Here is a 23,263-nt window from a genome sequence, read left to right as displayed (position 1 = left end):
CGGGCTTTCTTCTTGCACCGCTCGGAACGAGCCGGACTTCCTAAAAGCCCCCGCTTTTAAGCGTGGGGTTCCTTACTCAATGTTCAAGTTCTTCTTTTTCGAGCTGCACTTGGGGGTCTTGTTCCAGGCTGGGGTAAGTAGATGCGTACTTAGGTCTTCTGAACAACCTGCGGATTTGACCGAAACCTTGATGTTGCAGCCATCCGACTAAGCCGTCGGGCAGCACTGTGACTACTATGAGGAATAGCGCACCTTGGAAAAACAGCCAAACTTCGGGGAATTGTTCGCTCAAGAAACTTTTACCAAAGTTGACTAGCAGTGTTCCCAATATTGCTCCCGATAATGTGGCGCGACCTCCCACTGCGACCCAGATTACCATTTCGATTGAAAAGGCAATATCCATTGCTTTTGGCGAAATGATTCCGGTTTGTACGGTAAATAATGCGCCTGCAATCCCGGCTAAACCGGCGGAAATTGCAAAGACTAAAACTTTATATCCTGTGGGATTGTAACCTGAGAAACGCAGGCGCACTTCGTCGTCGCGAATTGCTACTAACAGGCGGCCGAAACGCCCGCTGGTCAGCCATCGGCAGAGGGCGTAAGTTGCTGCTAAAAATAGTATGGTGAGAATGTAGAAAATATATTGAGTATCTCGGTCATTAACTGTGGCTCCGAACAAGGTTTTAAAGTCGGTGAGTCCGTTGGTTCCGTTAATCAGTTTTTGCTGACCGTTAAAGAAGTTGAAAAATACTATGGTTGCTGCTTGGGTGAGAATTGAAAAGTAAACGCCTCGAATCCGATTGCGGAATACTAAATAACCTAAAAGTGCGCCCAAGATGGCGGGAATGAGAACTACTGCTAATGCTGAGAAGGGAAATGAATAAAATGGTTGCCAAAACCAGGGGAGTTCGGTAACGCCGTAGAGGTTCATAAATTCGGGCAATTGACTGCTGGCGGTTGGGGGAATTTGCAGTTTTAGGTGCATGGCGAAGGCGTAGCCGCCGATCGCAAAAAACACCCCATGCCCTAAACTAAGTAAACCGGTGTATCCCCAAATCAAGTCTATGCCGAGGGCTGCAATTGCTAGTGCTAAAAACCGCCCCAATTGATTGAGCCGAACGTCGGGGAGTATTCCTGGGAGGAGTAAGATGAATGTGAGGGCGATCGCGCTGACAATTGCCACTTCTTTTAGCCAGGGTTTCTGATGTGTTTTCTGCATTTTTCGCTACACTCGCAGTTATAATTTTTAATTTTCTACCGTCCGCCCTTTTTGCGGGAAAATCCCTCCCGGCTTCACTTGCAGAAAAGCCATAATTAAGGCGAATACCATTACTTTTGCCATGCTGGTTGTGGCGAAAAATGTGAAGAAGTCAGCTAAAGGCTTGACAGGAGCGAATATTATTGCTAAGGTTCCCGAACCGATCAGGTAATTTGCAGTGCCGATCGCGATCGCAGCAACTACACTCCCCACAATCTTCCCTACACCGCCCACAACCACCACCATAAAGGTATCGACTATATAATTTTGTCCGGTATTTGACCCTACCGAACCTATCAAACTAATCGCGCAGCCAGCGACACCTGCGAGCCCCGAACCCAAAGCAAAAGTCAGCGCGTCTACTTGTTCGGTAGGAATTCCCAAACACGCGCTCATGCTGCGATTTTGCGTCACGGATCTAATCCGCAATCCCCACACAGACTTTTGCAAAAATAGGTAAATTCCCGCCAAACAAATTCCGGTAAGGACAATAATAAAAATTCGGGCGTAGGGCAACTGAAAATTGCCCAGCGGTATGCCACCCCGCAACCATTGCGGTGCAGTTACGTCCACATTTTGAGCGCCAAACCAAGGTTGAGTTACTGCCAGTTTGTAAGTTTGCCCTAAAAAGGCGCTCACCGCCCAGGAAATACCCAAAGATAAAGGCAAAATTAGGGCGATAATTTTGCTGCGAATGCGATCGAAATCTAGGCGCGATTTCAGCACCCGCAAACCGCCAAAAAACAGCAAACAAAACACCGCAATCCCAATTACCAGCACCCAACTAACGCTGCGGACAAACTGCTGCAAAATTAAACTTACGCCCCAAGTTGCCAGCAGAGTTTCTAGCGGCCGCCCGTAAAGATAGCGAATCACTCCGCGTTCGAGAATTAATCCTACCAGTGCAGCTACTAAAAAAGCTAAGGGAATCGCAAATAAAATATATGTTTCAAAGGCAAATCCTCCCATACCTTTGAAGACATTTTGCACGACGAAAGTTGTATAAGCCCCTAGCATCATCAACTCGCCATGAGCCATATTAATCACGCCCATCAGCCCGAAAATAATCGCTAATCCCAGGGCGGCAATTAGTAAAACAGCGCCGATGCTAATGCCGTTAAATAAACCATCTAATATCGCCAATTTTGTTACTCCTGCATCAAGTCGATCAACTTTGTTCGGGGATAATTAGGGGCGGGTTTTACCCTATTGGTGTCAACTTAGAACTAAAACCCTCTGTATATTTCGCTTTTAGCCGAGTCTATATCCCCCTAAATCCCCCTTCTTAAGGGGAGTAGGGGTTGACTTTGAAGAGTCCAGTTCCCCCTTCTTAAGGGGAGTAGAGATTGACGAAAGAATGCTCTTACTCCCCCCTTATTAAGGGAGTAGAGATTGACGAAAGAATGCTCTTACTCCCCCCTTATTAAGGGGGGCTGGGGGGGATCTCCGGGTTTAAAGACACGCCCTAGGGGGATAAAAGATACGTTACCAACGTTAACCAAATTGGTATTAGCTACTTATTAAGCTTTGAATTTGCCACCTTTTGCGGGGTCTGACCAATCGCAAGCAAAGCCTTTTGTTTCAGCGACAAATTGATTCCAAGGCACCGGCTTCACTGCTTGTGGTGTAGCAAAAGCGATGTTAAATAAACCGTCGTCTCTAACTTCGCCCAACCGCACAAATTTAGAAAGGTGATGGTTAACATCCATCGTTACTGTGCCCCCCGGCGCGTCAAAGGTTTGACCCAAAGCGGCTGCCCGCACTTTTTCCAAATCGTCGGCTGTCCCTGCTTTTTCGACAGCTTGCTTCCACAGGTAAACCATGATGTAAGCTGCTTCCATCGGGTCATTGGTCACTCTATCTTTGCCGTATTTTGCCTTGAAAGCTTCCACAAATTTTGTATTAGCCGGAGATTCCACAGTCATGAAGTAATTCCAGGCGGCGTAATGGCCTTTAAGATATTCAACGCCGATCGCCTTTACTTCTTCTTCCGCAATACTGACAGACATTGACGGATATTTGTCCGGGCCCAAACCAGCACCCTGCAACTGTTTGAAAAATGCTACGTTGCTGTCGCCGTTGAGGGAATTGAAAATGACGCCGCCGTCTGGCAAAGCTGCCTTAATTTTAGTAATAATTGGCGTGACTTCTGTCCCGCCTAAAGGAATGTAATCTTCCCCAACTAATTCGCCGCCTTTGGCTGCTAGCTGTGCCTTGATAATGGTATTAGCCGTGCGGGGGAAAACGTAGTCAGACCCGACTAAGAAGAATTTTTTGCCTTTATTTTCTAGCAGCCAGTCAACTGCTGGTTCGATTTGCTGGTTCGGCGCAGCCCCGGTATAAAAGATATTCTTGGAACACTCTTGACCCTCGTATTGTACGGGATACCAGAGCATATGATTTTTTTCTTCAAATACCGGCAATACTGCTTTGCGACTGGCGGATGTCCAGCAGCCGAAGACGGTGACAACTTTATCTTGGTCGATCAATTTTTTGGCTTTTTCGGCAAAAGTCGGCCAGTCTGAGTTGCCATCTTCTATTACTGCTTCGATTTGTTTGCCGAGGACACCACCAGCTTTATTGATTTCTTCGATCGCTAATTGTTCGGCATCGACAACGCTTTTTTCGCTGATTGACATCGTGCCGCTCAAGGAATGTAAAATTCCTACTTTGATCGTGTTTCCGCCCCCGGCTGCTGCTGGTGCTCCTGTGGAATTTGGAGAAGGAGAAGCGGCGGGAGTTGCTGTTGGAGTTGGAGTTCTACAAGCTTTTAGAAATAAACTTGATGTTAGGGTAGCAGAACCGTATAAAAGGAATTTCCGCCTATCGAATCGCTTTGTCATTTTTTCTTGTTACTCTTGAACAGATGAGTCTGATGATTGAGAATAATAACACATAGCGACTTGATATTAAGACTCGCGTCAGCAGACTGTTGTATTTTTAGCTACAAAACTTATTGTTTTTGACAAAATGAATGTTTTGTGGGGATTGAGGGCAACTGCGGCAGAAACCGGGGTGATACCATTTTAGATTTTAGATTTTAGATTTTACATTGACTGATGACATCAGGGTTGGGATCAGGGGCTTACCCGATTTTTTTGGGAAACCAGGTTTAGACACCAAAATACGTCTTTTCAGCAATTAGTGTGTAATTAGAAACCGGGTTTCTTTACATAAATTATCTTATTGATGCTACCACTTAGGCAGCAACCGGGTCGATCGCACAAAATAGAAAGCGGGTTTCTCGCTCTCCACAGGTTATTGATGCTAAAACTTAGCCAGCAACCGCGTCTATCGCACACTCATAGGCGAGTATCAAAGCAAGTGACGATCGCACTTCGCTTTGAGTACGATCGTCACCTGTAGATGTGCCCCTGATTTATGGAGAATAGCGGACTCGAACCGCTGGCCTCTGCGGTGCGATCGCAGCGCTCTACCAACTGAGCTAATTCCCCTGATTGAGTTTTAATTTAGCATTTTAGATGCCGGATTGCCGAATCTAAAAGCCTTACAGGTCTTGCTTGCTCTCACGTTCGCAGACCGTCACTTACACTAGCACGTAACTCCTAAAAACGTCAAGTGTTTTCCGCAGCCGGCTCAGTGGGAGCGATCGAGCAAAGTTGGGCCACTCTGTCCAACTCTAAATCAGCAAAATAGTCCACCGTCCAATTAGCTTGGCGCTGGATCATGTGAAACGGGTAAGTGTGAGTCACACCCGCAACCTGAATCCCGGCTTTTTTCGCTGCTTCAATTCCCGCAAAAGTATCTTCTATCGCCAAACACTCGATCGGTTGCAGGTTAAAGTCGGGATATTTCTGGTTGAGAAGTTCCACAGCCAATAAATAGCAATCCGGTGCTGGTTTGCTCGCCGTCAAGTCGTCGCCTGCGACAATTAACTCAAAGTTTGCTGCCAAACCGGCCCGATCTAACACCAATTCTATATCCGATCGCATTGCCCCGCTAACTACGGCCATTTTCAGTCCGGCGGGCCGAATTTTATCAATAAATTCTGCCAAACCCGGATAAATCGGCAGTTTCTCCAAAGTATCTATTTGAGCTTTGTAAGCTTGGGCCTTGCGCTGCAGCAGTCGATCGAGATATGTTTCTGTTAGATATCGTCCTCGGCGCTTGAGCAGTTCGGTAATGCAAGCGCGATCGCTCCTTCCCAAACAAACTTCTCGAAACTCCCCACGTTTGAGCTGGAGATTTTCATCGAGCATCAATTGATCGATTATTTTCTCGTGAATCGGCTCGTCATTAACAATCACACCATTAAAATCAAATAAAACTGCTTTTAGAGTCATTAGTCATTAGTCATTAGTCATTAGTCATTAGTCATTAGTCATTAGTCATTGGTTTGCTAACAGTTAACCGTTAACAGTCAACAGTCAACAGTCAACAGTTAATACATCAAGCAGGAGCTGGAATGCCCGGTAAATCGCCATCAACATCAGGAGTTCGATCGCCCCAATTCCACCCCCTCGCCACCTTTGCCTCTTCCAAATCTTCCCCCGGCAAAGGTTTCACGCCCTGCGTCACCTGATTCGTCCACCAGTGTTCGTGAGTTTGCACCGCCGCGAATCCAGCAGCCCCCGCCCAAGCATCGAGGCTGCCAGCGGCGTAAGACTTAATATAAGGCTCCTCAAAGATATCAGTCAGCCACTCTGTCTGCCGCAAAGTTTTTTGGTTTCCGTCCAAAATTGCCACTTGTCCCCCAACCTTCAGCAGTCGGAAGCTTTCTCGCAAAATTGCCCGCGATACAGCAGGCGGTGTCTCGTGAAACAGCAAGGAAGCTGCGACTAAATCGAAGCTGCCATCGCCAAAGGCAACGCTTTCGGCATTTCCGTGCAACCACTGGATATTTAAGCCGGCTTTTTGCGCTTTCATGTCGGCAACTACCAGCATATAAGGCGACAAGTCCAAGCCGACAACTTCCGCTTCGGGAAAGGCTTGCTTGAGCATGAGCGTTGTCGAACCGGTGCCGCATCCCAAATCGATGATTCGGCGCGGTTTCACCAGCACAGCGTCAATTAAGCCTTGCCTGACGACTGTTTCGTGGGGAGGCAAAACATATTGCGTGATTGGATCGTAGGAAACGGCGGCACTGGGGTTGAGGTAGCCGCGTTTAATGCCGTGAAAGTTTTGGCTGGTGTAATATTCGGGATAAACTAAGTCGGGTTGTCGGTAGCGATCGCCCGCTGTTTCCCAGTCGATACCTTCGTAGAGTCGTTTCAGTGCTTCTTCGTCGATCGCCAGTCGCATCAGGGGCGACAAAAAGCGCTCGAAAATTGTATCCTTGCCAACAGCCATAAAACACCTTTAACAAAAACTCTTCTAATTTTAGCCAACGGGCGTAAATTTAGCATTAATTAAAACTTTTTGTCCCCTCCAACATCTTCCCTCTATCCCTTACCTCCGTTAAAAACTCCGTGGGCTTCCTTTCCCACGTCCTGCTTATACCAGTTTAAAAAATGCAACTATAGACAAGCTATAAACTCTTATTTCATCAGTAGTCATTCCCAAATTTAACATCTAAAATCTAAAATCTAAAATCTAAAATCGTCTTACTTTCCGTTAGTAATAGGAATTTTTACCAAACACTCCGTGCCTCCGCCCGGAGGTTGAGAAATTGTGATGCTGCCGCCGTGTCCATCCACGACAATTTTGTAGCTAATTGCTAACCCCAAACCCGTGCCTTTGCCCACCTCTTTAGTAGTAAAAAATGGGTTAAAAATTTGGTCTTTAACGCTGTCGGGAATGCCGGGGCCGTTGTCGGCGATCGCCACTTTCAGAAATTTACCGCCATGTTCGCGAACTACTCCCGTGGAAATAGTAATAATTTTATCCAGGCGATCGATCTCGTTCAAAGCATCGATCGCATTGCTCAGCAAGTTCATAAAAACCTGATTTAGCTGAGACGGATAGCACTCGACTGAAGGCACTTTTCCGTATTTCTTGACTATATAAATTCTATTTTTAATGCGGTTGGAGAGCAGCAGCAAGGTATTTTCTAGACCTTCGTGAATGTCCGCCTGCTTTTTGTCAGATTCATCAAGGCGAGAAAAGTTTCGCAAAGAAAGAACTATGCTGCGAATGCGTTCGGTTCCTATTTTCATAGAATTCAATATATGCGGCAAATCCTCCTCGATAAATTCTAACTCTATTTCTTCGGTAAAATCTACGATTTCCTGGGGAACCTCTGGGAAGGCTTCTTTGTATAAACTCACCAACTCTAATAAATCTTTAGTATATTTGCTAGTGTGAGGCAAATTAGCCGAAATGAAGTTAACGGGGTTGTTGATTTCGTGCGCTATCCCAGCCACCATTTGGCCTAGGGATGACATTTTTTCGCTCTGCACTAAATGAGTTTGAGTTTTTTTCAGTTCATTTAAGGCACTATTAAGCAGTTTTACTTGGTCTTGGGTTTGACTGTAAAGGTGAGCTTGAGTAATTGCGATCGCCAATTGGTCGGCTACAGCTTTTAACAGTTGGATTTCCTCCCTGCTCCAAAGCCAATGAGTAGCGTGGCTGCAAATTAAATAACCCTGCGGCTGGTTCTGAGTCTGGACAGGTACGGCTAAATAGCTATTAGCTTTAAGTTCCGGCGGTTGAGTTACACCCTTCGCCCAAGTGTCGCTCGAAAGAATAATTGGTTCGCCTTGACCACTCCGTACTAACACATTTTCCAGAAAGTAAGACTCAAACTTTATGGCTTGTGTCGGAGAATCAGATGGGCAACATTCCCACAGGATTTGTAATCTTTTTTCTTGCGGTTTGTACCAACCAAAAGCCGCCCGTTCTAGGTGCAGCAAACTTACTATTTCTTCGACTGTACTTTGCACAATTTGGTCTAATTCCAGGGAAGCGCGAATGCGTCCAGCAATCCGGTTGAGCATGGCTTCTCGCTCCGCTTGAGCGCGATTGTTTTCGGAGGAGTAAATTAGCCAAATGGCTGCTAGCATTGCCGGGATGAGCAGTCCGGCGACTACGGATGTCAGCAAATTTAATGCTTGCAGTTGGGATTCAATATTTTCGCGGGGAATTACTAAAGCCATCGACCAGTTAACTTCCTTGAGGGGAGCATAGGCCACATACACCCATTTGTTATCTATTTTTACCAGTTCGATGTTCGTCTGGCGGTCGATCATCTGCCGCGCAATTGTGGAGAGTGCGGGGTCTTTTGACTGTAAAAAGCTTGGGGTCGGCAGGTCGATATTTCCGATTAAGTTATTGTTGGGATGAACAATTGGTACTCCTTGTGAATTGAGCGCAAAAGCATAACTGTCAGAACCGTACAGCAAGCTGTTAGCGACAGATGTTACTCGGTCTAATTTAATGCTGCCCGATAGGACTCCAATTACTTGATTTGGAGCGGGGGGCAAGGCCCAAATAGGAGCTGAAATGATGATCGTAGAAACTTTTGTACTGCGGCCGATCAGCGGGTCGGAAACGTTGAGCTGTCCGGCCATTGCTTTTTGAAAGTGTTGGCGGTCTTTGCTGTTCGCGCGGTTGCCTAAAGTGTTGATAAATGAGCCGTCTGGTTGAGTTAATGACAGGATGAAATACTCTTTTAATCTGTATATTTCTCCTTGCAACCGGGGCTCGACTAATTGCCAATTGAGAGTGCCCACCGTAGGATCGTAAGCAATGGTTTCTATTTCTGCTTTGCGGCTGCTGAGCCAGCGGTCGATTTCATCGGTGCCTTTTTCTAGTTTTAATAGTGCTATTTGCTTTAAATTGTCAAGGATTAGCCCCCGCACAAAAAAATAGCTGATGCAAGCAGTTGTGCTAATGGTTAAAGCCGTGGTGGCCAGAATTAGCAGGGTCAGCAAATGGCGGCGCTGCCGTCTGTGTTGCCAAAGACTGTGCGCTTGCTGCCACTGCGATTGAGCAGAATTGCTGATGTTTGCCCAAAATTGGCGCAGCTTTTTTGTTTGGTGTGGCCGCGGCGCAGACACTGATCCGGCTTGATTTGCTGGGTTTTGCATCATCAAATGTTCTCTCCGAATCAAATTCATCAAACGGTATTGGTCATTCGGCAGAATTAATATCAGTCAAGTCGTGAGACCAGTTTCAGAAAATAATGCAACTGTAGGCCGGTGATCCCAACCCTGCTAGGCATCAGTCATTCGCAATCTCAAATCTCAAATCTCAAATTTAAAATGGTATGACTTGCATTCCTGGCTGCAAACAATTCTTATTCCGATCGCACCCTTGCCTTCTATTTTGGCATCAGCTTTATATTTTGACCTTCGGTTTACCTAATTGAGGTAACTGCTTTACGATATCTTTAATCTCTATCTCGTTTGTATAACAAAATAATTGTAAATAACACAGAGAAAATACGGAGTTTTTTAAATTAGCAATGTATTATAATGTATGGGCCCAACCCTCTTGACAAATTTACCAATTTGCGCTGTGGTTTCAAGGGGAAATTTTTTCGTCTAAAGCTTTTTTAGCCAAGCCGGTTGCATAAACGGTGAGGGCGATCGTTGCTAGCAAACCAATCCCGTAGAGAGCCCATTCAGCAGCAGTGCGCGATCGCCCTTGCGATCCGAGTGCAGCCAAACTCCCGGCCAGGGAACCGATATAAACATACATGACAGTTCCGGGAATCATGCCGATCCAAGATGCGAAAAAATAGTCTTTTAGAGATACTTGCGTGACTCCAAAAGCATAGTTAAGTAAATTAAAGGGAAAAATGGGAGAAAGCCGCGTCAGCAGCACAATTTTCCATCCTTCAGAGGCAACTGCGGAGTCGATCGCCTTAAATTTTTGATTGCCCTCTATCTGTTTGGAAACCCAGTCGCGAGTTAAATACCGCCCTACCAAAAAAGCGCAAGTTGCGCCTAAAATCGAGCCGATGGAAACACAAACCGAACCGCCAACGACTCCAAACAAAACGCCAGAACCAAGAGTCAGCAAAGAACCGGGGATAAATAGAACCGTTGCGACAATGTAAATTAGAATAAAAGCTGCCGGGCCCCAAGGGCCGAGACTCGCGATCGACTCCAGCGCATTTTTCAGAATTCCTTGGAAGTTAAAAAACCTGGTCGCTGCAATTAAAGCCACAGCTAAACCAATCCCTAAAATCAGCTTCCACCTGTTGGATGGCGGCGGATTTTCACCGGGCGATCGCGAATCATTCATTACCTAAACTCCCCAGTCTAAATTGCATACACCGTCGTTTCCAGGGTAGGGACACTCCAAAAGCCCATTAGTGTCAACTTAAGCTGTTAGCCCGCCAAGTCCATCCGCCCACCCGCCAGTCCGCCAGGGGTTGAAACCCCTGTCTAATAGCGAAAGTCCTCTCAAGAGGACTAATAACTTCTTCAGTCCTCTTTTAGAGGACTTTAGCTTTGAGGCAGGGGTTTAAACCCCTGCCGGACTATGGGTTCTACCTTAACTTGACACCTATGGGCTCTTGGAGTGTCCCTACTGTATTGCTCAAATCAAAGTACCGCCGCAGCTAGAACCTGAACCCGCCGTACATCCATAACAATAAGCAGCCGTTTGCACCTCTTGAATCACCTCTAAACTGCCAGATTCCAGCAATTTAGCAGCAGTTATCTTTTCCCCGCTGCCAGTTTTCGCCGGCAGATTTTCCATCTGGTTAAAATCGCAGTCGTAGACATTGCCCAAATAGTCTATCGACAATTCGTTACGACACATTAAATGTTCCAGAGTACCGGGATTAAAATTATCCTCCAAAAACCCCAGATAAGGCTTGTGCAGTTTCTTATGTTCCAAATGAAACTTAGTCCGTCCCACCGGCAAATTAGTAATCGCGAACAATTGATTAAAACAAATCCCAAAATGTTCGGCTAAATAAACCTTGTAATCTTGCTCTAACTTGCCTTGTTCCGGTGTTAGCGAAAACTTGTCTGTTGCCGGCACTTGTGGATTGTACACCAAATCCAGAATTAAATTTGGGTTTTTTGCGTATCCCAACTGATTTAGCTTTTGCAGCGCCCGAATCGAACTGTCAAACACACCGTTGCCGCGCATTTTGTCCACATTGTCAGCTTGGTAGCAGGGAAGCGACGCCACAATTCTGAGTTGGTTCTGCGCGCAATATTCGGGAATATCTTCAAAACCTTTTTCAAAGTAAATCGTCAAATTAGAACGAACAATTACCTCTTTACCTGCCGCCCTGGCAGCTTCCGCTAGCGGTTTAAAACCGTAAAGCATTTCGGGAGCACCGCCGGTGAGGTCAACAGTTTTAATTTGAGGAAAGCGGCGAATGATTTCAATTAATTGGTCGCAAATTTCCGGGGAAAGTTCTTCTGTTCGTGTCGGGCTAGCTTCTACGTGGCAATGAGTGCAAGCGAGATTGCAGCGTTTGCCGAGATTTATTTGTAAAACTGTAATCTGCTTTTTAGTTAAAGCTGAGTGAATTTTGTTTTTGAAAGGGGTGACTGCTGTCTGAATCATGTGCTAACCTTTTGGTCTGTGCTCGCAACGAATGTAGAGGCGTTCCGACGGAACGCCTCTCATAATTTAGCACTAATTCTAATAGTTCTGGACGCATCAAAACCCAAGAAACCGGGTTTTTTGCCGTTTTTGCGGGCTGTAACGCATCTTATGAGAAAAAAACCCGGTTTCTGACCACCCGTGGGTGTAGGACGATTAATCTTACTTTAGAGAGTCAACTAATGTTTCAACTCGTGCTTTAATTTCATCTCGAACGCGGTGAAAAGTTTCGATGGGTTGTCCGTCGGGGTCGTCGAGTTGCCAATCTTCAAACACTTCTCGCAATACCCACGCTTCGGGTAAATTCACACCGCAGCCGCACAAAGAAATTACTGCATCGTAGTCTTCTGCATTGAATTCGCTTAATGGGTTGGATGTTTGATCGGTGATATCAATGCCGATTTCTGACATGACTTGAATTGCTGTCGGATGAACTCTGCTTGATTCTAACCCGGAACTGGTGACTCCAATCTTGCCGGCTCCGATTGTTTTAGCGAATCCTTCTGCCATTTGCGATCTGCAGGAGTTTCTTTTGCAAACAAACATTACTTTTTTCATGGTTTTTGTGGGTTGTTAGTTGTTAGTTGGTGGTTCTTAGTTAGATGTTTCAAGAGCACGATTTGCTAGGGCGATCGCCTCTTTAGCGGCTTGTTCCTTGCGTTCGCTGTAGCGATCGGTCAAATAGTCGGCTTGCTCCCGCAACAGCAGGGTAAACTTGTACAGTTCCTCCATTACGTCGATCGCGCGATCGCGATAAGGTGAATCCTTCATCGTCCCATCTTCATTAAATTCCTGATAAGCTTTCGCAACCGAAGACTGATTCGGAATCGTAAACATCCGCATCCAGCGGCCCAAAATTCTCAAAGTATTCACAGCATTAAAAGACTGGGAACCGCCGCTGACTTGCATCACCGCCAAAGTTCGGCCTTGAGTCGGTCTGACGGCCCCAATACTTAAAGGAATCCAGTCAATTTGGTTTTTCATAATGCCAGTAATATTGCCGTGCATTTCTGGACTAGACCAGACTTGACCCTCCGACCACAGGCTCAGTTCCCGCAATTCCTGAACCTTCGGATGCGTATCGGGAACGCTACCATAAATCGGCAATTCTAGAGGATTAAAAAACCTAACTTCGGCACCGAAATCCTCGATCACTCTAGCAGATTCTTCCGCCAACAAGCGGCTGTAAGAACGCTCTCTTAAAGAGCCGTATAAAAAGAGAATTCGGGGTTTATGAGTAAATTTGTTCATGAGATTCTAGCAATGGGAATTGGGAAGACAACGAGGGTCTCGCAGCGATGCTGTTTCTGGTTTTCGGGGAAACCAAAATGCTGTTCGCTTGCAGACTTCTACCAACATTAACATCACTGGAACCTCAATTAAAACACCTACAACTGTGGCCAATGCTGCACCTGAGTTTAAGCCAAAAAGCATGACAGCCGTAGCAATCGCTACCTCAAAATGATTGCTAGCACCAATCAGCGCGGCCGGTGCTGAATCTTCGTAGCACAGGTTGAGTTTTAAAGCTGCTACATAAGAAATCAGAAAAATGAAGTTTGTTTGGATAAACAGAGGCACAGCAATTAAAAGAATGTGCAGAGGATTGTTAACAATCAACTCTCCTTTGAAGGCAAACAAAAGAATTAGCGTAATCAAAAGGGCAGCGGTAGCAACTGGACTCAAATATTGCATAAACTCTCGTTCAAACCATTCTCGCCCTTTATGTTTGAAAATCCAGAAACGGCTATACATTCCGGCGGCTAATGGCAAACCCACATAAATGAATACAGACAATACTATTGTCTGCCAAGGAACAACTAAATCATTTGCTGCTAACAGCCATCTGCCTAATGGTGCATATAAAAACAGCATGGCTAGGGAATTAACAGCAACCATAACGAGGGTATGTCCTTGGTTGCCGTAAGAGAGATATCCCCACATTAAAACCATCGCAGTACAGGGGGCAATTCCTAATAATATTGTCCCCGCAATGTAGGAACTAGCGATGGATACTTCACTGCCACGAATTATTTCGCTGCCTGTAATGAGGGGGCGAAATAGCCAACCTAAGAAAAACTGAGAAAAGGCTACCATTGTCAATGGTTTGATGAGCCAGTTGACGACTAATGTTAAGATTACTGGTTTGGGCGATCGCGCTGCATGGGCTGCCTGGGTAAAGTCAATTTTTACCATGATGGGATACATCATAAAAAATAGACAAATGGCAATAGGAATTGACACCTGATAAAAGCTGAGAGCATCAAGGGTGACGGCGACGCTGGGGAATAATCTACCGAGAATAATACCGGCTACAATGCAAAGAAATACCCAAAGGGTGAGGTATCTTTCAAAAAAACTGAGCTTGCTTCCTGCTTGGACAGGTGAGTTCGTTGCTTGAGGATGGTTCATTTTAGTTAACTGGTAAGTGAAAATTCATGAGAAAAAATTAAAATTTAGCCTGCTGTCGCAATAACTCGCCAATAGTCAAGTCAAGCTGAGCTTGACCACCAAAAACTGTGCCCACCTTCCCATTGTAAAAGTGCTGATAAATTAGTTGATATCCTTCTTTTGGTAAAGGAATATAACCCACAGAACTAACTAAGGTCGAAGCTTTCTTCATGTAGAATTCTACAAAGTTGCGTAGTTCTACTTTATTTTGAGCCGAGTTGTAGTTGACATAGATAAATAGAGGTCGTGCCAGGGGCTGATACTGAGCTTTTTCTACAGTTTCGCGGGATGGCAACACTGCTCCTTTGCCTCTGTCAATACCTACAGGTTTCAATTGACTTTGGTTGTCTTCGTAATAGGACAATCCAAAGTAACCTAAAGCATTTTCGTCTTTAATAACTCCTTGCGCTAAAACATTATCATCTTCACTAGCTGTATAGTCGGTGCGGCTGGCTTTCGCAGTACCTACTGTTGCTTCTGTGAAGTAGTCAAATGTACCGGAATCTTTGCCTGCACCGTAAAGGGTTATAGGTCGATTTGGCCAATTGGGTCGAATCTGATTCCAGCGGGTAATTTTTCCTTGGGCGGCGGGTTCCCAAAGTTTTTTTAGTTCGGCTACAGTAATGTCTTTTGCCCAGTCATTTTTGGGATTGACTACTACTGTGAGCGCGTCAAATGCGACAGGTAATTCGTAGTAGCGGATGCCAGCTTTGTTGCAGGCTTCCATTTCCCCTGGGCTGATGGGTCGCGAGGCGTTGCTGATGTCAGTTTCGCCAGCACAAAACTTTCTAAATCCTCCACCTGTACCGGAGAATTCAACAGTAATTGATGCTTTTTTGGGATTGGTATTTTGATATTCTTTCGCGATCGCATCCGTAATTGGATACACAGTGCTGGAACCGTCTATTTTAATGCTTTGCGATTCTGGCGACGGGACTTGTCCGCAGGAGTTGAGAAGCCCGATCGCACCTATGGTCAAAGCAATTATACTTAGTGCGAAAACCTTGGGCTTTTCTGCTGGGTTCATTGACCTCACCCAATGCCATAACTAAGGGGTACACTGGAATCATATCAATAAAATTTGATATGTCAAGTCTGAGGGAAGACAAATAGCCAATAAACACATTAAGAAAAGTTGATGGGTTAATCTGCGTCAGAACAGGGGCGCGCCGGCAGGATCTGGCTGAAACGGCGGTATTCGGCGAGGTACTGTTCGAGGGCGATAAACTGAGCTAAATTGAGGCTGTAGTAAATCCAGCGACCTTCTTGGCGGCTGCGAACTAAACCAGCTTCTTTTAGGGTTTTGAGGTGAAAAGAGAGTTTAGGCTGGGGGACAGACAGGCGATCGCACAAATCGCACACGCACAACTCCTGTTCCCGCAGCAACTCCAGAATCTGAATCCGCAGGGGGTCAGAAAGAGCGTGAAAGCCTGCGGAGACAAGTTTTTCCGAAATCTGTCGCTGTGAAATGCGATCGGGTGCAGTCGTAGAATTTTTAAGCATCAATTATTTAGAAAACATCCATACAAAACATCATAGTTTCTCAAGTTTCATCCCCGAAAATCAGTGCATTCAGCATCGACAGATCCTTCGGAGTCGATATTACTTCGGAGTCTGTACCCGCGCCGGCACATCAGTGAGTCCGGCTTTTTGCATCAGCGAAATCACCCCTATAGATAAAATTCCCCCAATAATTGCCCCGACAACTACCAGAATGATAAAGACTTTTTGCAGAGTTTTTTTAGTGGCCGGGTGGTACTGTCTCGGCAAGCCTTCACCTTGCTCGTCAACTTCTTGCTCCAACGGGTCTAGCGGATTGGATGGATTTGAGTTAAAGGGATTGGGCGCTTGATTCATGGCTGGCTTTGGTTAAACGATATCAACAACTATTCTAACTTGCGATTTGCACGCAGCAGGTTAAATAATACATTCTGGTTTCACTCAAGACTCTATAAAATTTATTAAGATACCGAGAATTTTACCCACATTATTAATAAAATATTCGCTGGTGTCAATCTCGATCGCACTTCCTTCTAATTTGAAAAATTTCCAGATACTGCCCGTTGTGAAAAATTAAGTGTTTTTAAGAAGCTAAGATTATATCACTTGAGGCGCTAAAATTTTGAAGCGGAGGTATTTATATACTTGCCTGCTTGTCCAATGCTTTCTGTCAAAGATAATTACTATGACGTTACGCGAACTTCAAGACCGAGCACTGAGGTTGTCTGCCGAGGAGCGATGGCAGTTAATTAATGCTTTGATGCGATCGCTCCAACCGAAACCCCGATCGAAGGTGAAACCGAAGGGTTTAGCCGCTAGTTTAATTGGCATTGCGAAAACGGACGCGCCACCACCTACAGATGCAGAAGTAAAGGCAATGTTGGATGAGCGGTTAGTCCAAAAGTATCTGTGATAAAAGTTTTATTTGATACCAATGTTTTACTGGATGCAATGCTTGCCCGCGAACCTTTTGTAGCGGATGCTGCTTTTTTACTGAATGCCGTTGAATCGGGGGCAGTTGAAGGGTTTATGTCGGCGACAACGGTTACGGATGTGCATTATTTGGTTGGACGACAAACCAAGAGTTCTGAAGCTGCGATTGCAGCGGTAACTCGACTGTTGGCTTTGATGGAAATTTGTGCGGTGGATCGAGAGGTTCTGGAGCAAGCGATCGCGCTGGGATTGCCGGATTTTGAAGATGCGGTGCAGATAGCGTGTGCGATCGAGTTAGAGTTAGAGGCGATCGTTACTCGGGATGTGAATGGATTCGCAGGGTCGCCGATTCCCGTTTTGTCACCTCAAGAACTGAGCAATCGGTTGACCTAGCAGAGGGCTGAATAAATTAGGCTATAGGTGTTTCATCCCCGGCTTCAAAGCCCGGAAATGAAACACTTACAAAAAAAGTATGGGTATCTGTTATCCTTCTGCTTTTGACAGGCGATCGAGAGAAATTGTTGCCGCCTTAGATACTTGAGAATTACTATCTTTTTCTAAGTATTTTAAAGCCGAAACGCTCTTAATACTCGGCAAATTGCCCAAAGCTTCAGCCAGCCTCTGGCGGATCAGCCAATCTTCCGACTGAGCAAAATTGAGGATGCGATCGATCGCCCCAATTTCCTTAATTTCCCCCAAAGCCGAAATTGCCGCCTGCTGGATCACCACTTGCTCGCTGTCGAGAGCTTTTAGCAGCACGTCGCGGGCGCGGGGATCTTTGAGATTCCCCAGAGAAACAGCAGCGCTGAACCGCACCAGCCATTGAGTATCTTCGTAAAAAGCGCGCACCAAAGCATCAAAAGCTCTGATATCTTCGAGATAGCCCAAAGCACCCGCAGCGTCAGCGCGAATGCCGTAATCCGGGTCAGTTTCTAGCAATTTGACTAGAATGGGATAGCACTCTGCTGTCGGTTTGACCCCAAGAGCAAACACAGCCATCGATCGCACTTGCAAACTTTCGTCGTTCAACACCTTTTTAATTAAAGGCACCGCCTCAGCAGCAGGCACATTCCGCAAGTTGGCCAAAGCCACCATTCGATCGGCGGAATTTTGGCTTTCTAACTTGGCTGCAATTTGCTCTAAGCTTAAAGTTGTCATTATGGATAAATCTTGTAGTAAAACTTTACATTCGGGTTATTTTGATTATAGGGGAGTCTCAGGGGAAAAGCAGGCAGTAAAAACCGCCCTGCGTATTTGAGATGAGTAAGATTGCGGATTAGTGAGACGATTAATCTAAAGCTCAGATTGCGTGGAAATAATCAAAGAGAAAGTTTATTATTTAAATCCCAAGCACAGGCGAGGTGTTTCTGCCGTTCCCCAAGGCTTTGCCCGATAGTTAGCCGCCCTCTGACAACCTGATCAACTATGCCGTTCTACCACCCGCCCTTTTACTCCTCAGCCTTAGAACAAGCGATCGATCGCTACCCCCTCACTGCCGCGCCAGAAACTTCCTTAGCAGTGGCGATCGCGCTGATGAGTCAGTTGCAAAACAGTTGTCCCCTAGTCAAAACACCTGTACCCTCAGACCGGGGGGCGATGACCGAAACATCCGCGCCGGAAAAGGTGCGAGCCCGCTGCGTGTTCGTCGTGCAGAACCAGCAGACTATTACCACAGGCAACTTATCCGACAACCCCAGCCGCGGACTGTTAATCGGCATATTAACTCCCGCCGACCTAGTGAGGCTGATAGCTTCTGGCACAATAGACAACCAGCACAAAGTAGCCCTGCACAAAATACCAATTTCCGAAGTGATGTCCCCGGTGTCGGTCTCCCTCACAGAATCCGATGACCAGGACGTGTTTACCGCTTTATCCTTATTTCGCCAGCACAAGATTCGCTATTTGCCGATCGTCAATCAATTTCGCCACTTGGTAGGAGTGCTGACACGGGAAAGAATTCGCCAAGTATTGCAGCCTTCAAACATTCTTAAATTGCGGCGGGTAGCAGAATTAATGACTACGCCAATTACAGCGCCCCACACCGCCTCGCTGCTGACCATAACCGAACTGATGTCAGAGCATCAAGTCAGTTGCGTAGTGATTACAAAAAACAAAGAATTAACAATGGAGAAGCCCAAAGATGACTATACCTCCATTTTTCACTATTCCTTTCACCAACCGCTGGGAATTATTACCGAATATGACATTGTGCAGGCCCAGTTTCTCGAACTAAATTTCAAGGAAACCCCAGCTCAAAAAGTCATGAGAACTCCCCTGCAATTTCTTCAACCTTCCGATTCCCTATGGACGGCGCACAAAGAAATGCAGCAGCAACAAGTGCAGCGGTTGGTCGTGTGCGGGGGGCGCGGAGAACTGTTGGGAATTATTACTCAGACCAGCTTGCTCAGAGTCCTCGATCCCACCGAAATGTACCGAGTTGTCAAACAGTTGCAGCAGTCGGTTTATCAATTGCAAGCCGAAAAAGTGGAACTGTTGCAAAGCCGCAATGCCAAACTGGAACAGCAGGTGCGGGAACGGACTGCAAAACTCCACGAACAATTGCAGCGCGATCGGCTGTTAACTCACATTTCCTTGCGGATTCACCAATCCTTAAACCTCGAAGAAATTCTCAACGCCAGCGTCGATGAAGTCCGCCAAGTTTTGCAAGCTGACCGAGTAGCCATCCTGCATTTAGAGTCCAGCAATTACGGCATTGTAGTGGCAGAATCCGTTGCCGAAAATTGGCCTTCAATCTTGGGAGAAATCATGCCGGATAATATTTGGCAAGAATCTGCTTCGGTGGTCGAACAGGAAATTTATGCGGTTCCAGACCTCGACCAAGCCAGTTTGAGCGCCGAAAAATATGCCCGGTTCAAGCAAGCGCAAATCAAAGCTTATTTGATTGTACCAATTTTGCAAGACGGCAATTTGTGGGGGATGATGTGTGTTCATCAGTGTTCCCAATCCCGTCAGTGGCAGCCTTCGGAAGTGGATTTGCTGCTGCAACTGGCAACTCAAATCGCGATCGCCATTCAGCAAGCCCAACTCTATCAGCAAGTCCAGAATCTCAACACCGACCTCGAACGCCAAGTCCAAGAACGCACCGCCGAATTGCAGCAAAAAGTTCACGAACTCCAGCATTTAAACGTCCTCAAGGATGAATTTCTCAGCACAGTTTCTCACGAACTGCGGACGCCTTTAGCTAATATAAAAATGGCTATTCATATGCTGCGAATTTCTCCCACACCAGATCGGCGCCAGATTTATCTAGAAATTTTAGAAACAGAATGTACTAGAGAAACAGATTTGATTAATGCTTTGCTAGATTTGCAGCGGCTCGAAGCTGCAACTTGTCCGATCGACCTCGAACCAGTAAACTTAGAAGTCTGGCTGCCTACTATTATCGACCCGTTTTACACCCGCGCCCACGACCGCCACCAGGATTTGCGAGTAGAGTGCGATCGCCACCTCCCCACGATCAGTTCCAACCGCGCTAGTTTGGGACGAATTTTAGCCGAGCTCCTCAACAATGCCTGCAAATATACTGCCAATGACGGCGAAATTTTTCTGAAAGTTGAGTGCAAAAACGGAGAGGGGGAACAAGGAGGACAAAGGACAAATTCGCGACAAGCAAGTGCTGTGGCTTCAGAAATCCAATTTACACTCAGCAATCAATCGTCCATTTCCATAGAGGAATTGCCTCGAATTTTTGAGAAATTTTATCGAGTTCCCAACGCCGATCCTTGGAAACAAGGAGGTACAGGTTTGGGTTTAGCTTTAGTTCAAAAACTTGTCGAACAGTTGCAAGGAAAAATTGAGGTTGAAAGCAGGAATGGCTGGACTAATTTTACCGTCACATTTCCTACCAATCCCGATGGAAATTAGTCCGCCATCAGTCAATTTTAGATTTTAGATTTTAGATTTTAGACTTCGGCCTAAGAGGTTCGGCGAGCGCGATCGTCAAGTCGCGCTCAGTCGAAAGATTTTAGATTTTCGATTTACTCCACAGACGAATCTGGGAGATTGAACAAGAGTCTAAAATTTTGGGATTTCCATGACTCCTGTCGGGGGCTTGTATCCTTTTTTTTGGAGGTCATCTTTGTTGGGTATCACTCTTTTTTGGGAGCTAGTTTGCGGATACGAGACGGTGCTGGTGTCAAATTCAAATATTCATTTTTATCTTCAACAACTGACGATCTCGATGCTGGATACTTCTTGCGTTTAGGGGCATGATTCGCAACTGTGCCCAAGCATGGTATGCCAAAATTTTCTAATTGACTGAAAACTTTTTTGACTACAGAAAAGGGGACTTGGTGAATTGCTACAACCATCAGTATGCCATCGGTGCGCGCCGCTAAAAAATTCGTATCTTTACTGTCCGCCAGCGGCGGCGTATCGTAGATAACTAAGTCAAATTTGGCCTGAAGTTCTTCCATTAAATACTGCATCTGAGATGATGCCAGCCGTCTGGCAGTACCAGGATTCGGGAGACCGGCAGTTAATACAAAAAGATTATCTGCTAGATGCGATCGTTGGATAATTTCATTTGGTTCGTTTTTATGGTCGAGCAAGTTGCTCAATCCCTTGACATTAGGCAGTTCCAACAGCAAGTGCAGGCTGGGGGAATGCAAATTAGCGTCTACTAACAGCACTCGCTGACCCGCCAGCGCTGCCACGTGAGCTAAGTTTAAAGCAACGGTAGATTTGCCTTCGCCAACTGTAGCCGAACCAATTGCCAAAGAGCTAATCGTTCGATTTGAAGAAAGAAAGCGGATATTAGTATAAAGAGAGTCAAAAGCTTCTATAAATTCCGCAGCCTTTTTCTTATTACCCTCTTTTCCTTCAAGATAAGCATAGGCATTAGCAATAGAAGGCGGCAATTTTCTAGCATTTTTGTCAAGAGGAATTGCTCCCAATAAAGGCGCTTCAACCCCATCTTTAACGTCATCAGCACAGTAGAAAATATTGCGGAACTTTTCAATGAGGATAGCAGCTCCCAGACCCAACACTAGCGCCCCAACAACTGCCATCACAAATTTGTTTTTAGCTTTCGTGGCAACTGGAATCAGGTTGCCCTTAGCATCTCGCGGTATCCGTGGTTCAGAAATTATTTCCCAAGGTACTTGGCTTTGAGCTGCTTGGACGCGCAGAGTTTCCCGCTGGCTTAAAAGTTGATCGCGGGTGCGGGCGGCTACTTCTAATTGCTGTTGCAGTTCGTTGTAGCGGCGGGCTATGGTGGGGAATTCTGTTGCTTGTCGGTTTAAATTGTTTTTAGTTTGGCTGATTGCCTGACGGCGAGCTTCTAAGACTTGAACTTGGTTAGCAGTATCAACCAATTGTTTAATCAAGCCTATGCGAATCGAATTTTGAAAATTCTGAACTTTAGAATTGGCTTGGGTGCCTACTAAATTTTGCCCCAAAATTCGATCAGTTTGCTGGTTGAGCAAAGCTACTAAATTTGCCCGCTTGCGCTCTAAAGCTTCCACTATAGGGTTAGCAGATTTAAAACGAGCTGTTTCTACAGCAATCTGACCTTCTACTTCCTTAACCTTGGTCAGCAACTCTTTATATTGAGGTTCTTCGCTTAAAGCGGAAGCGGCAATAGCTTCATTTGGTGTAAAATCTAATTGTTTTTGCAAGTTAGCGTACAGCGTTTTCTGTTCTTGCAGTAGCCTTTGAGTTTCTAACTCTAAAGTTTCTACGGTACGAACTTGCTCCATTAATTGCGCGCCTTGTTCTTGAGGATTGGTAATCTTTTGCTGCTCCTGTATCACCTGTAAATCCGATTTCAGCTTGTTTACGCGCTTATTGAGTCCCGGAAGCTGGTCTTCAATAAATTTAACACCTTCACCAATGCGAGTCTTGCGTTCGTCAAGACTGTACTTTAAATATTTCTTTTTAGTTTCTTGTAAAACGACCTCAACTAATTTAGGATCGGTCCCCATGAAGCGAACTTCCAAAATTTTAGTCATCGTCCTCTCATCTTCTCCCATCCGCAAAACGAGTAATCCTTTTTGAAGAATTTCCTCGGTAACTTCTGGATATCGTTTTTGGACTTGTTTAACAATAGCCGACAGCATCTGAGGACTCTGGAGAATTTGAAGTTGAGTTGCGTAGTCCAAACTAAAAAAATCTCGATTAGGCACTCCCCCCCCGTCGCCGCGATTTGCTAGGGCAGAGGGGTCAGCAATTCTGGCCTCCGTTGTCACGGGTTCCACTAGCATCCGAAAATCGCCTTGATATGTTTTCTTGCCTCCCTTGATCTGATAAGCAACTCCACCGCCTACTAGAGCTATAATCCCAATAATGATTAAGGCTTGGCGCTGAAAAGTCCTCAACAACGGCTTTAGATTCAATCCTTTCTGAGGCTGCGCGCTTAACTCTTCTCCCTCGTCAACGGAAAATTGCTGCACCTGTCGGCTCTGGTTGCTAATGGGTACGATATGAGCGTCCTGTTCTCTTTCCATGTTGACCTCTTGGATATTTTGTGGGTAAAATCAGCTTTCTTCTGCGAGCCTTCGGGTTGATACTTTGAGCATTGGCTTAAGGATATCACACGAAATTATTGGTTGGTCGAGCCCACTTCCTTCTAATAGTTCTCACTACTTTCACATAGTATACAAAAATAACTAAATCCCTATGCTAGGCCAG

General features: G+C 45.7%; 20 protein-coding genes and 1 tRNA gene. 4 read left to right on the top strand and 17 right to left on the bottom strand.

Features of this window, described 5'->3' with window-relative positions; translation table 11 throughout:
* Nucleotides 1-76: 76 nt before the first annotated feature.
* The 3 genes from urtC to urtA form a co-directional block, all read right to left on the bottom strand.
* A complete protein-coding gene (gene urtC, locus QUB06_RS24950) occupies nt 77-1,219 on the bottom strand; it encodes an urea ABC transporter permease subunit UrtC (protein WP_333437568.1) in 1,143 nt (380 codons plus the stop codon).
* 27 nt (nt 1,220-1,246) lie between these two features.
* Nucleotides 1,247-2,401, bottom strand: coding sequence for an ABC transporter permease subunit (locus tag QUB06_RS24945; protein ID WP_333437567.1), 1,155 nt, complete (start codon nt 2,399-2,401; stop codon nt 1,247-1,249).
* Nucleotides 2,402-2,778: 377 nt separating this feature from the next.
* Nucleotides 2,779-4,101 carry an urea ABC transporter substrate-binding protein gene (gene urtA / locus QUB06_RS24940; RefSeq protein ID WP_333437566.1) on the bottom strand — a complete coding sequence of 441 codons (1,323 nt, stop codon included), beginning with the start codon at nt 4,099-4,101 and terminating at the stop codon, nt 2,779-2,781.
* 346 nt (nt 4,102-4,447) lie between these two features.
* Here urtA and QUB06_RS24935 point away from each other — a divergent pair, with 346 nt between their 5' ends.
* Nucleotides 4,448-4,624, top strand: a complete 177-nt coding sequence (locus tag QUB06_RS24935) for a hypothetical protein (protein WP_333437565.1) — start codon at nt 4,448-4,450, stop codon at nt 4,622-4,624.
* A gap of 16 nt (nt 4,625-4,640) precedes the next feature.
* On the opposite strand, the gene QUB06_RS24930 is transcribed toward QUB06_RS24935, so the two are convergent.
* The 12 genes from QUB06_RS24930 to QUB06_RS24875 all read right to left on the bottom strand — a co-directional run bounded on the left by QUB06_RS24930 (nt 4,641) and on the right by QUB06_RS24875 (nt 16,036).
* A tRNA-Ala gene (locus tag QUB06_RS24930) sits at nt 4,641-4,713 on the bottom strand.
* 120 nt (nt 4,714-4,833) lie between these two features.
* Nucleotides 4,834-5,562: an HAD family phosphatase gene (locus QUB06_RS24925; RefSeq protein WP_333437564.1), complete on the bottom strand. Its 729-nt coding sequence runs from the start codon at nt 5,560-5,562 to the stop codon at nt 4,834-4,836.
* Between the two features lie 106 nt (nt 5,563-5,668).
* The gene (locus QUB06_RS24920) at nt 5,669-6,568 is read right to left on the bottom strand and encodes a methyltransferase domain-containing protein (RefSeq protein ID WP_333437563.1); all 900 of its coding nucleotides are present in this window, start codon (nt 6,566-6,568) and stop codon (nt 5,669-5,671) included.
* Between the two features lie 254 nt (nt 6,569-6,822).
* Nucleotides 6,823-9,249 (bottom strand): ATP-binding protein, encoded by a 2,427-nt coding sequence (locus tag QUB06_RS24915; RefSeq protein ID WP_333437562.1) that lies wholly within the window; start codon nt 9,247-9,249, stop codon nt 6,823-6,825.
* A gap of 433 nt (nt 9,250-9,682) precedes the next feature.
* Nucleotides 9,683-10,408 carry a TVP38/TMEM64 family protein gene (locus QUB06_RS24910; protein ID WP_333437561.1) on the bottom strand — a complete coding sequence of 242 codons (726 nt, stop codon included), beginning with the start codon at nt 10,406-10,408 and terminating at the stop codon, nt 9,683-9,685.
* Nucleotides 10,409-10,705: 297 nt separating this feature from the next.
* Nucleotides 10,706-11,692 (bottom strand): arsenosugar biosynthesis radical SAM (seleno)protein ArsS, encoded by a 987-nt coding sequence (gene arsS / locus QUB06_RS24905; RefSeq protein ID WP_333437560.1) that lies wholly within the window; start codon nt 11,690-11,692, stop codon nt 10,706-10,708.
* Nucleotides 11,693-11,893: 201 nt separating this feature from the next.
* Entirely contained in the window at nt 11,894-12,289 is a 396-nt protein-coding gene (gene arsC / locus QUB06_RS24900; protein ID WP_006633827.1) for an arsenate reductase, glutathione/glutaredoxin type, read from the bottom strand.
* A gap of 36 nt (nt 12,290-12,325) precedes the next feature.
* A complete protein-coding gene (gene arsH, locus QUB06_RS24895) occupies nt 12,326-12,982 on the bottom strand; it encodes an arsenical resistance protein ArsH (RefSeq protein WP_333437559.1) in 657 nt (218 codons plus the stop codon).
* 6 nt (nt 12,983-12,988) lie between these two features.
* Entirely contained in the window at nt 12,989-14,140 is a 1,152-nt protein-coding gene (gene arsB / locus QUB06_RS24890; protein ID WP_333437558.1) for an ACR3 family arsenite efflux transporter, read from the bottom strand.
* A 37-nt stretch (nt 14,141-14,177) separates the two neighbouring features.
* Nucleotides 14,178-15,206 (bottom strand): PstS family phosphate ABC transporter substrate-binding protein, encoded by a 1,029-nt coding sequence (locus QUB06_RS24885; protein WP_333437557.1) that lies wholly within the window; start codon nt 15,204-15,206, stop codon nt 14,178-14,180.
* A gap of 116 nt (nt 15,207-15,322) precedes the next feature.
* Nucleotides 15,323-15,682 carry a metalloregulator ArsR/SmtB family transcription factor gene (locus tag QUB06_RS24880; protein WP_333437556.1) on the bottom strand — a complete coding sequence of 120 codons (360 nt, stop codon included), beginning with the start codon at nt 15,680-15,682 and terminating at the stop codon, nt 15,323-15,325.
* A gap of 99 nt (nt 15,683-15,781) precedes the next feature.
* Nucleotides 15,782-16,036, bottom strand: coding sequence for a hypothetical protein (locus tag QUB06_RS24875; RefSeq protein ID WP_333437555.1), 255 nt, complete (start codon nt 16,034-16,036; stop codon nt 15,782-15,784).
* Nucleotides 16,037-16,364: 328 nt separating this feature from the next.
* Here QUB06_RS24875 and QUB06_RS24870 point away from each other — a divergent pair, with 328 nt between their 5' ends.
* Together QUB06_RS24870 and QUB06_RS24865 are read left to right on the top strand one after the other, a co-directional pair.
* Complete coding sequence (locus tag QUB06_RS24870) at nt 16,365-16,592, top strand: hypothetical protein (RefSeq protein ID WP_194067282.1); 228 nt, start codon at nt 16,365-16,367, stop codon at nt 16,590-16,592.
* Nucleotides 16,589-17,005, top strand: coding sequence for a PIN domain-containing protein (locus QUB06_RS24865; protein WP_333437554.1), 417 nt, complete (start codon nt 16,589-16,591; stop codon nt 17,003-17,005). Before QUB06_RS24870 ends, QUB06_RS24865 begins: the two co-directional genes overlap by 4 nt.
* A 90-nt stretch (nt 17,006-17,095) precedes the next feature.
* Here the strand turns inward: QUB06_RS24865 and QUB06_RS24860 are convergent, their stop codons facing one another.
* Entirely contained in the window at nt 17,096-17,770 is a 675-nt protein-coding gene (locus tag QUB06_RS24860; RefSeq protein WP_333145617.1) for a HEAT repeat domain-containing protein, read from the bottom strand.
* A gap of 267 nt (nt 17,771-18,037) precedes the next feature.
* Between QUB06_RS24860 and QUB06_RS24855 the strand changes: the two genes are divergently transcribed.
* Nucleotides 18,038-20,497 (top strand): CBS domain-containing protein, encoded by a 2,460-nt coding sequence (locus QUB06_RS24855; protein WP_333437553.1) that lies wholly within the window; start codon nt 18,038-18,040, stop codon nt 20,495-20,497.
* Between the two features lie 224 nt (nt 20,498-20,721).
* On the opposite strand, the gene QUB06_RS24850 is transcribed toward QUB06_RS24855, so the two are convergent.
* Nucleotides 20,722-23,079, bottom strand: coding sequence for a polysaccharide biosynthesis tyrosine autokinase (locus QUB06_RS24850; protein WP_333437552.1), 2,358 nt, complete (start codon nt 23,077-23,079; stop codon nt 20,722-20,724).
* Nucleotides 23,080-23,263: the final 184 nt, after the last annotated feature.

It is taken from the genome of Microcoleus sp. D2_18a_D3, assembly GCF_036702455.1.
GTDB lineage: Bacteria > Cyanobacteriota > Cyanobacteriia > Cyanobacteriales > Microcoleaceae > Microcoleus.
The sequence above is the reverse complement of the archived record's forward strand: the minus strand, read 5'-3'. Positions and strand labels throughout refer to the sequence as shown.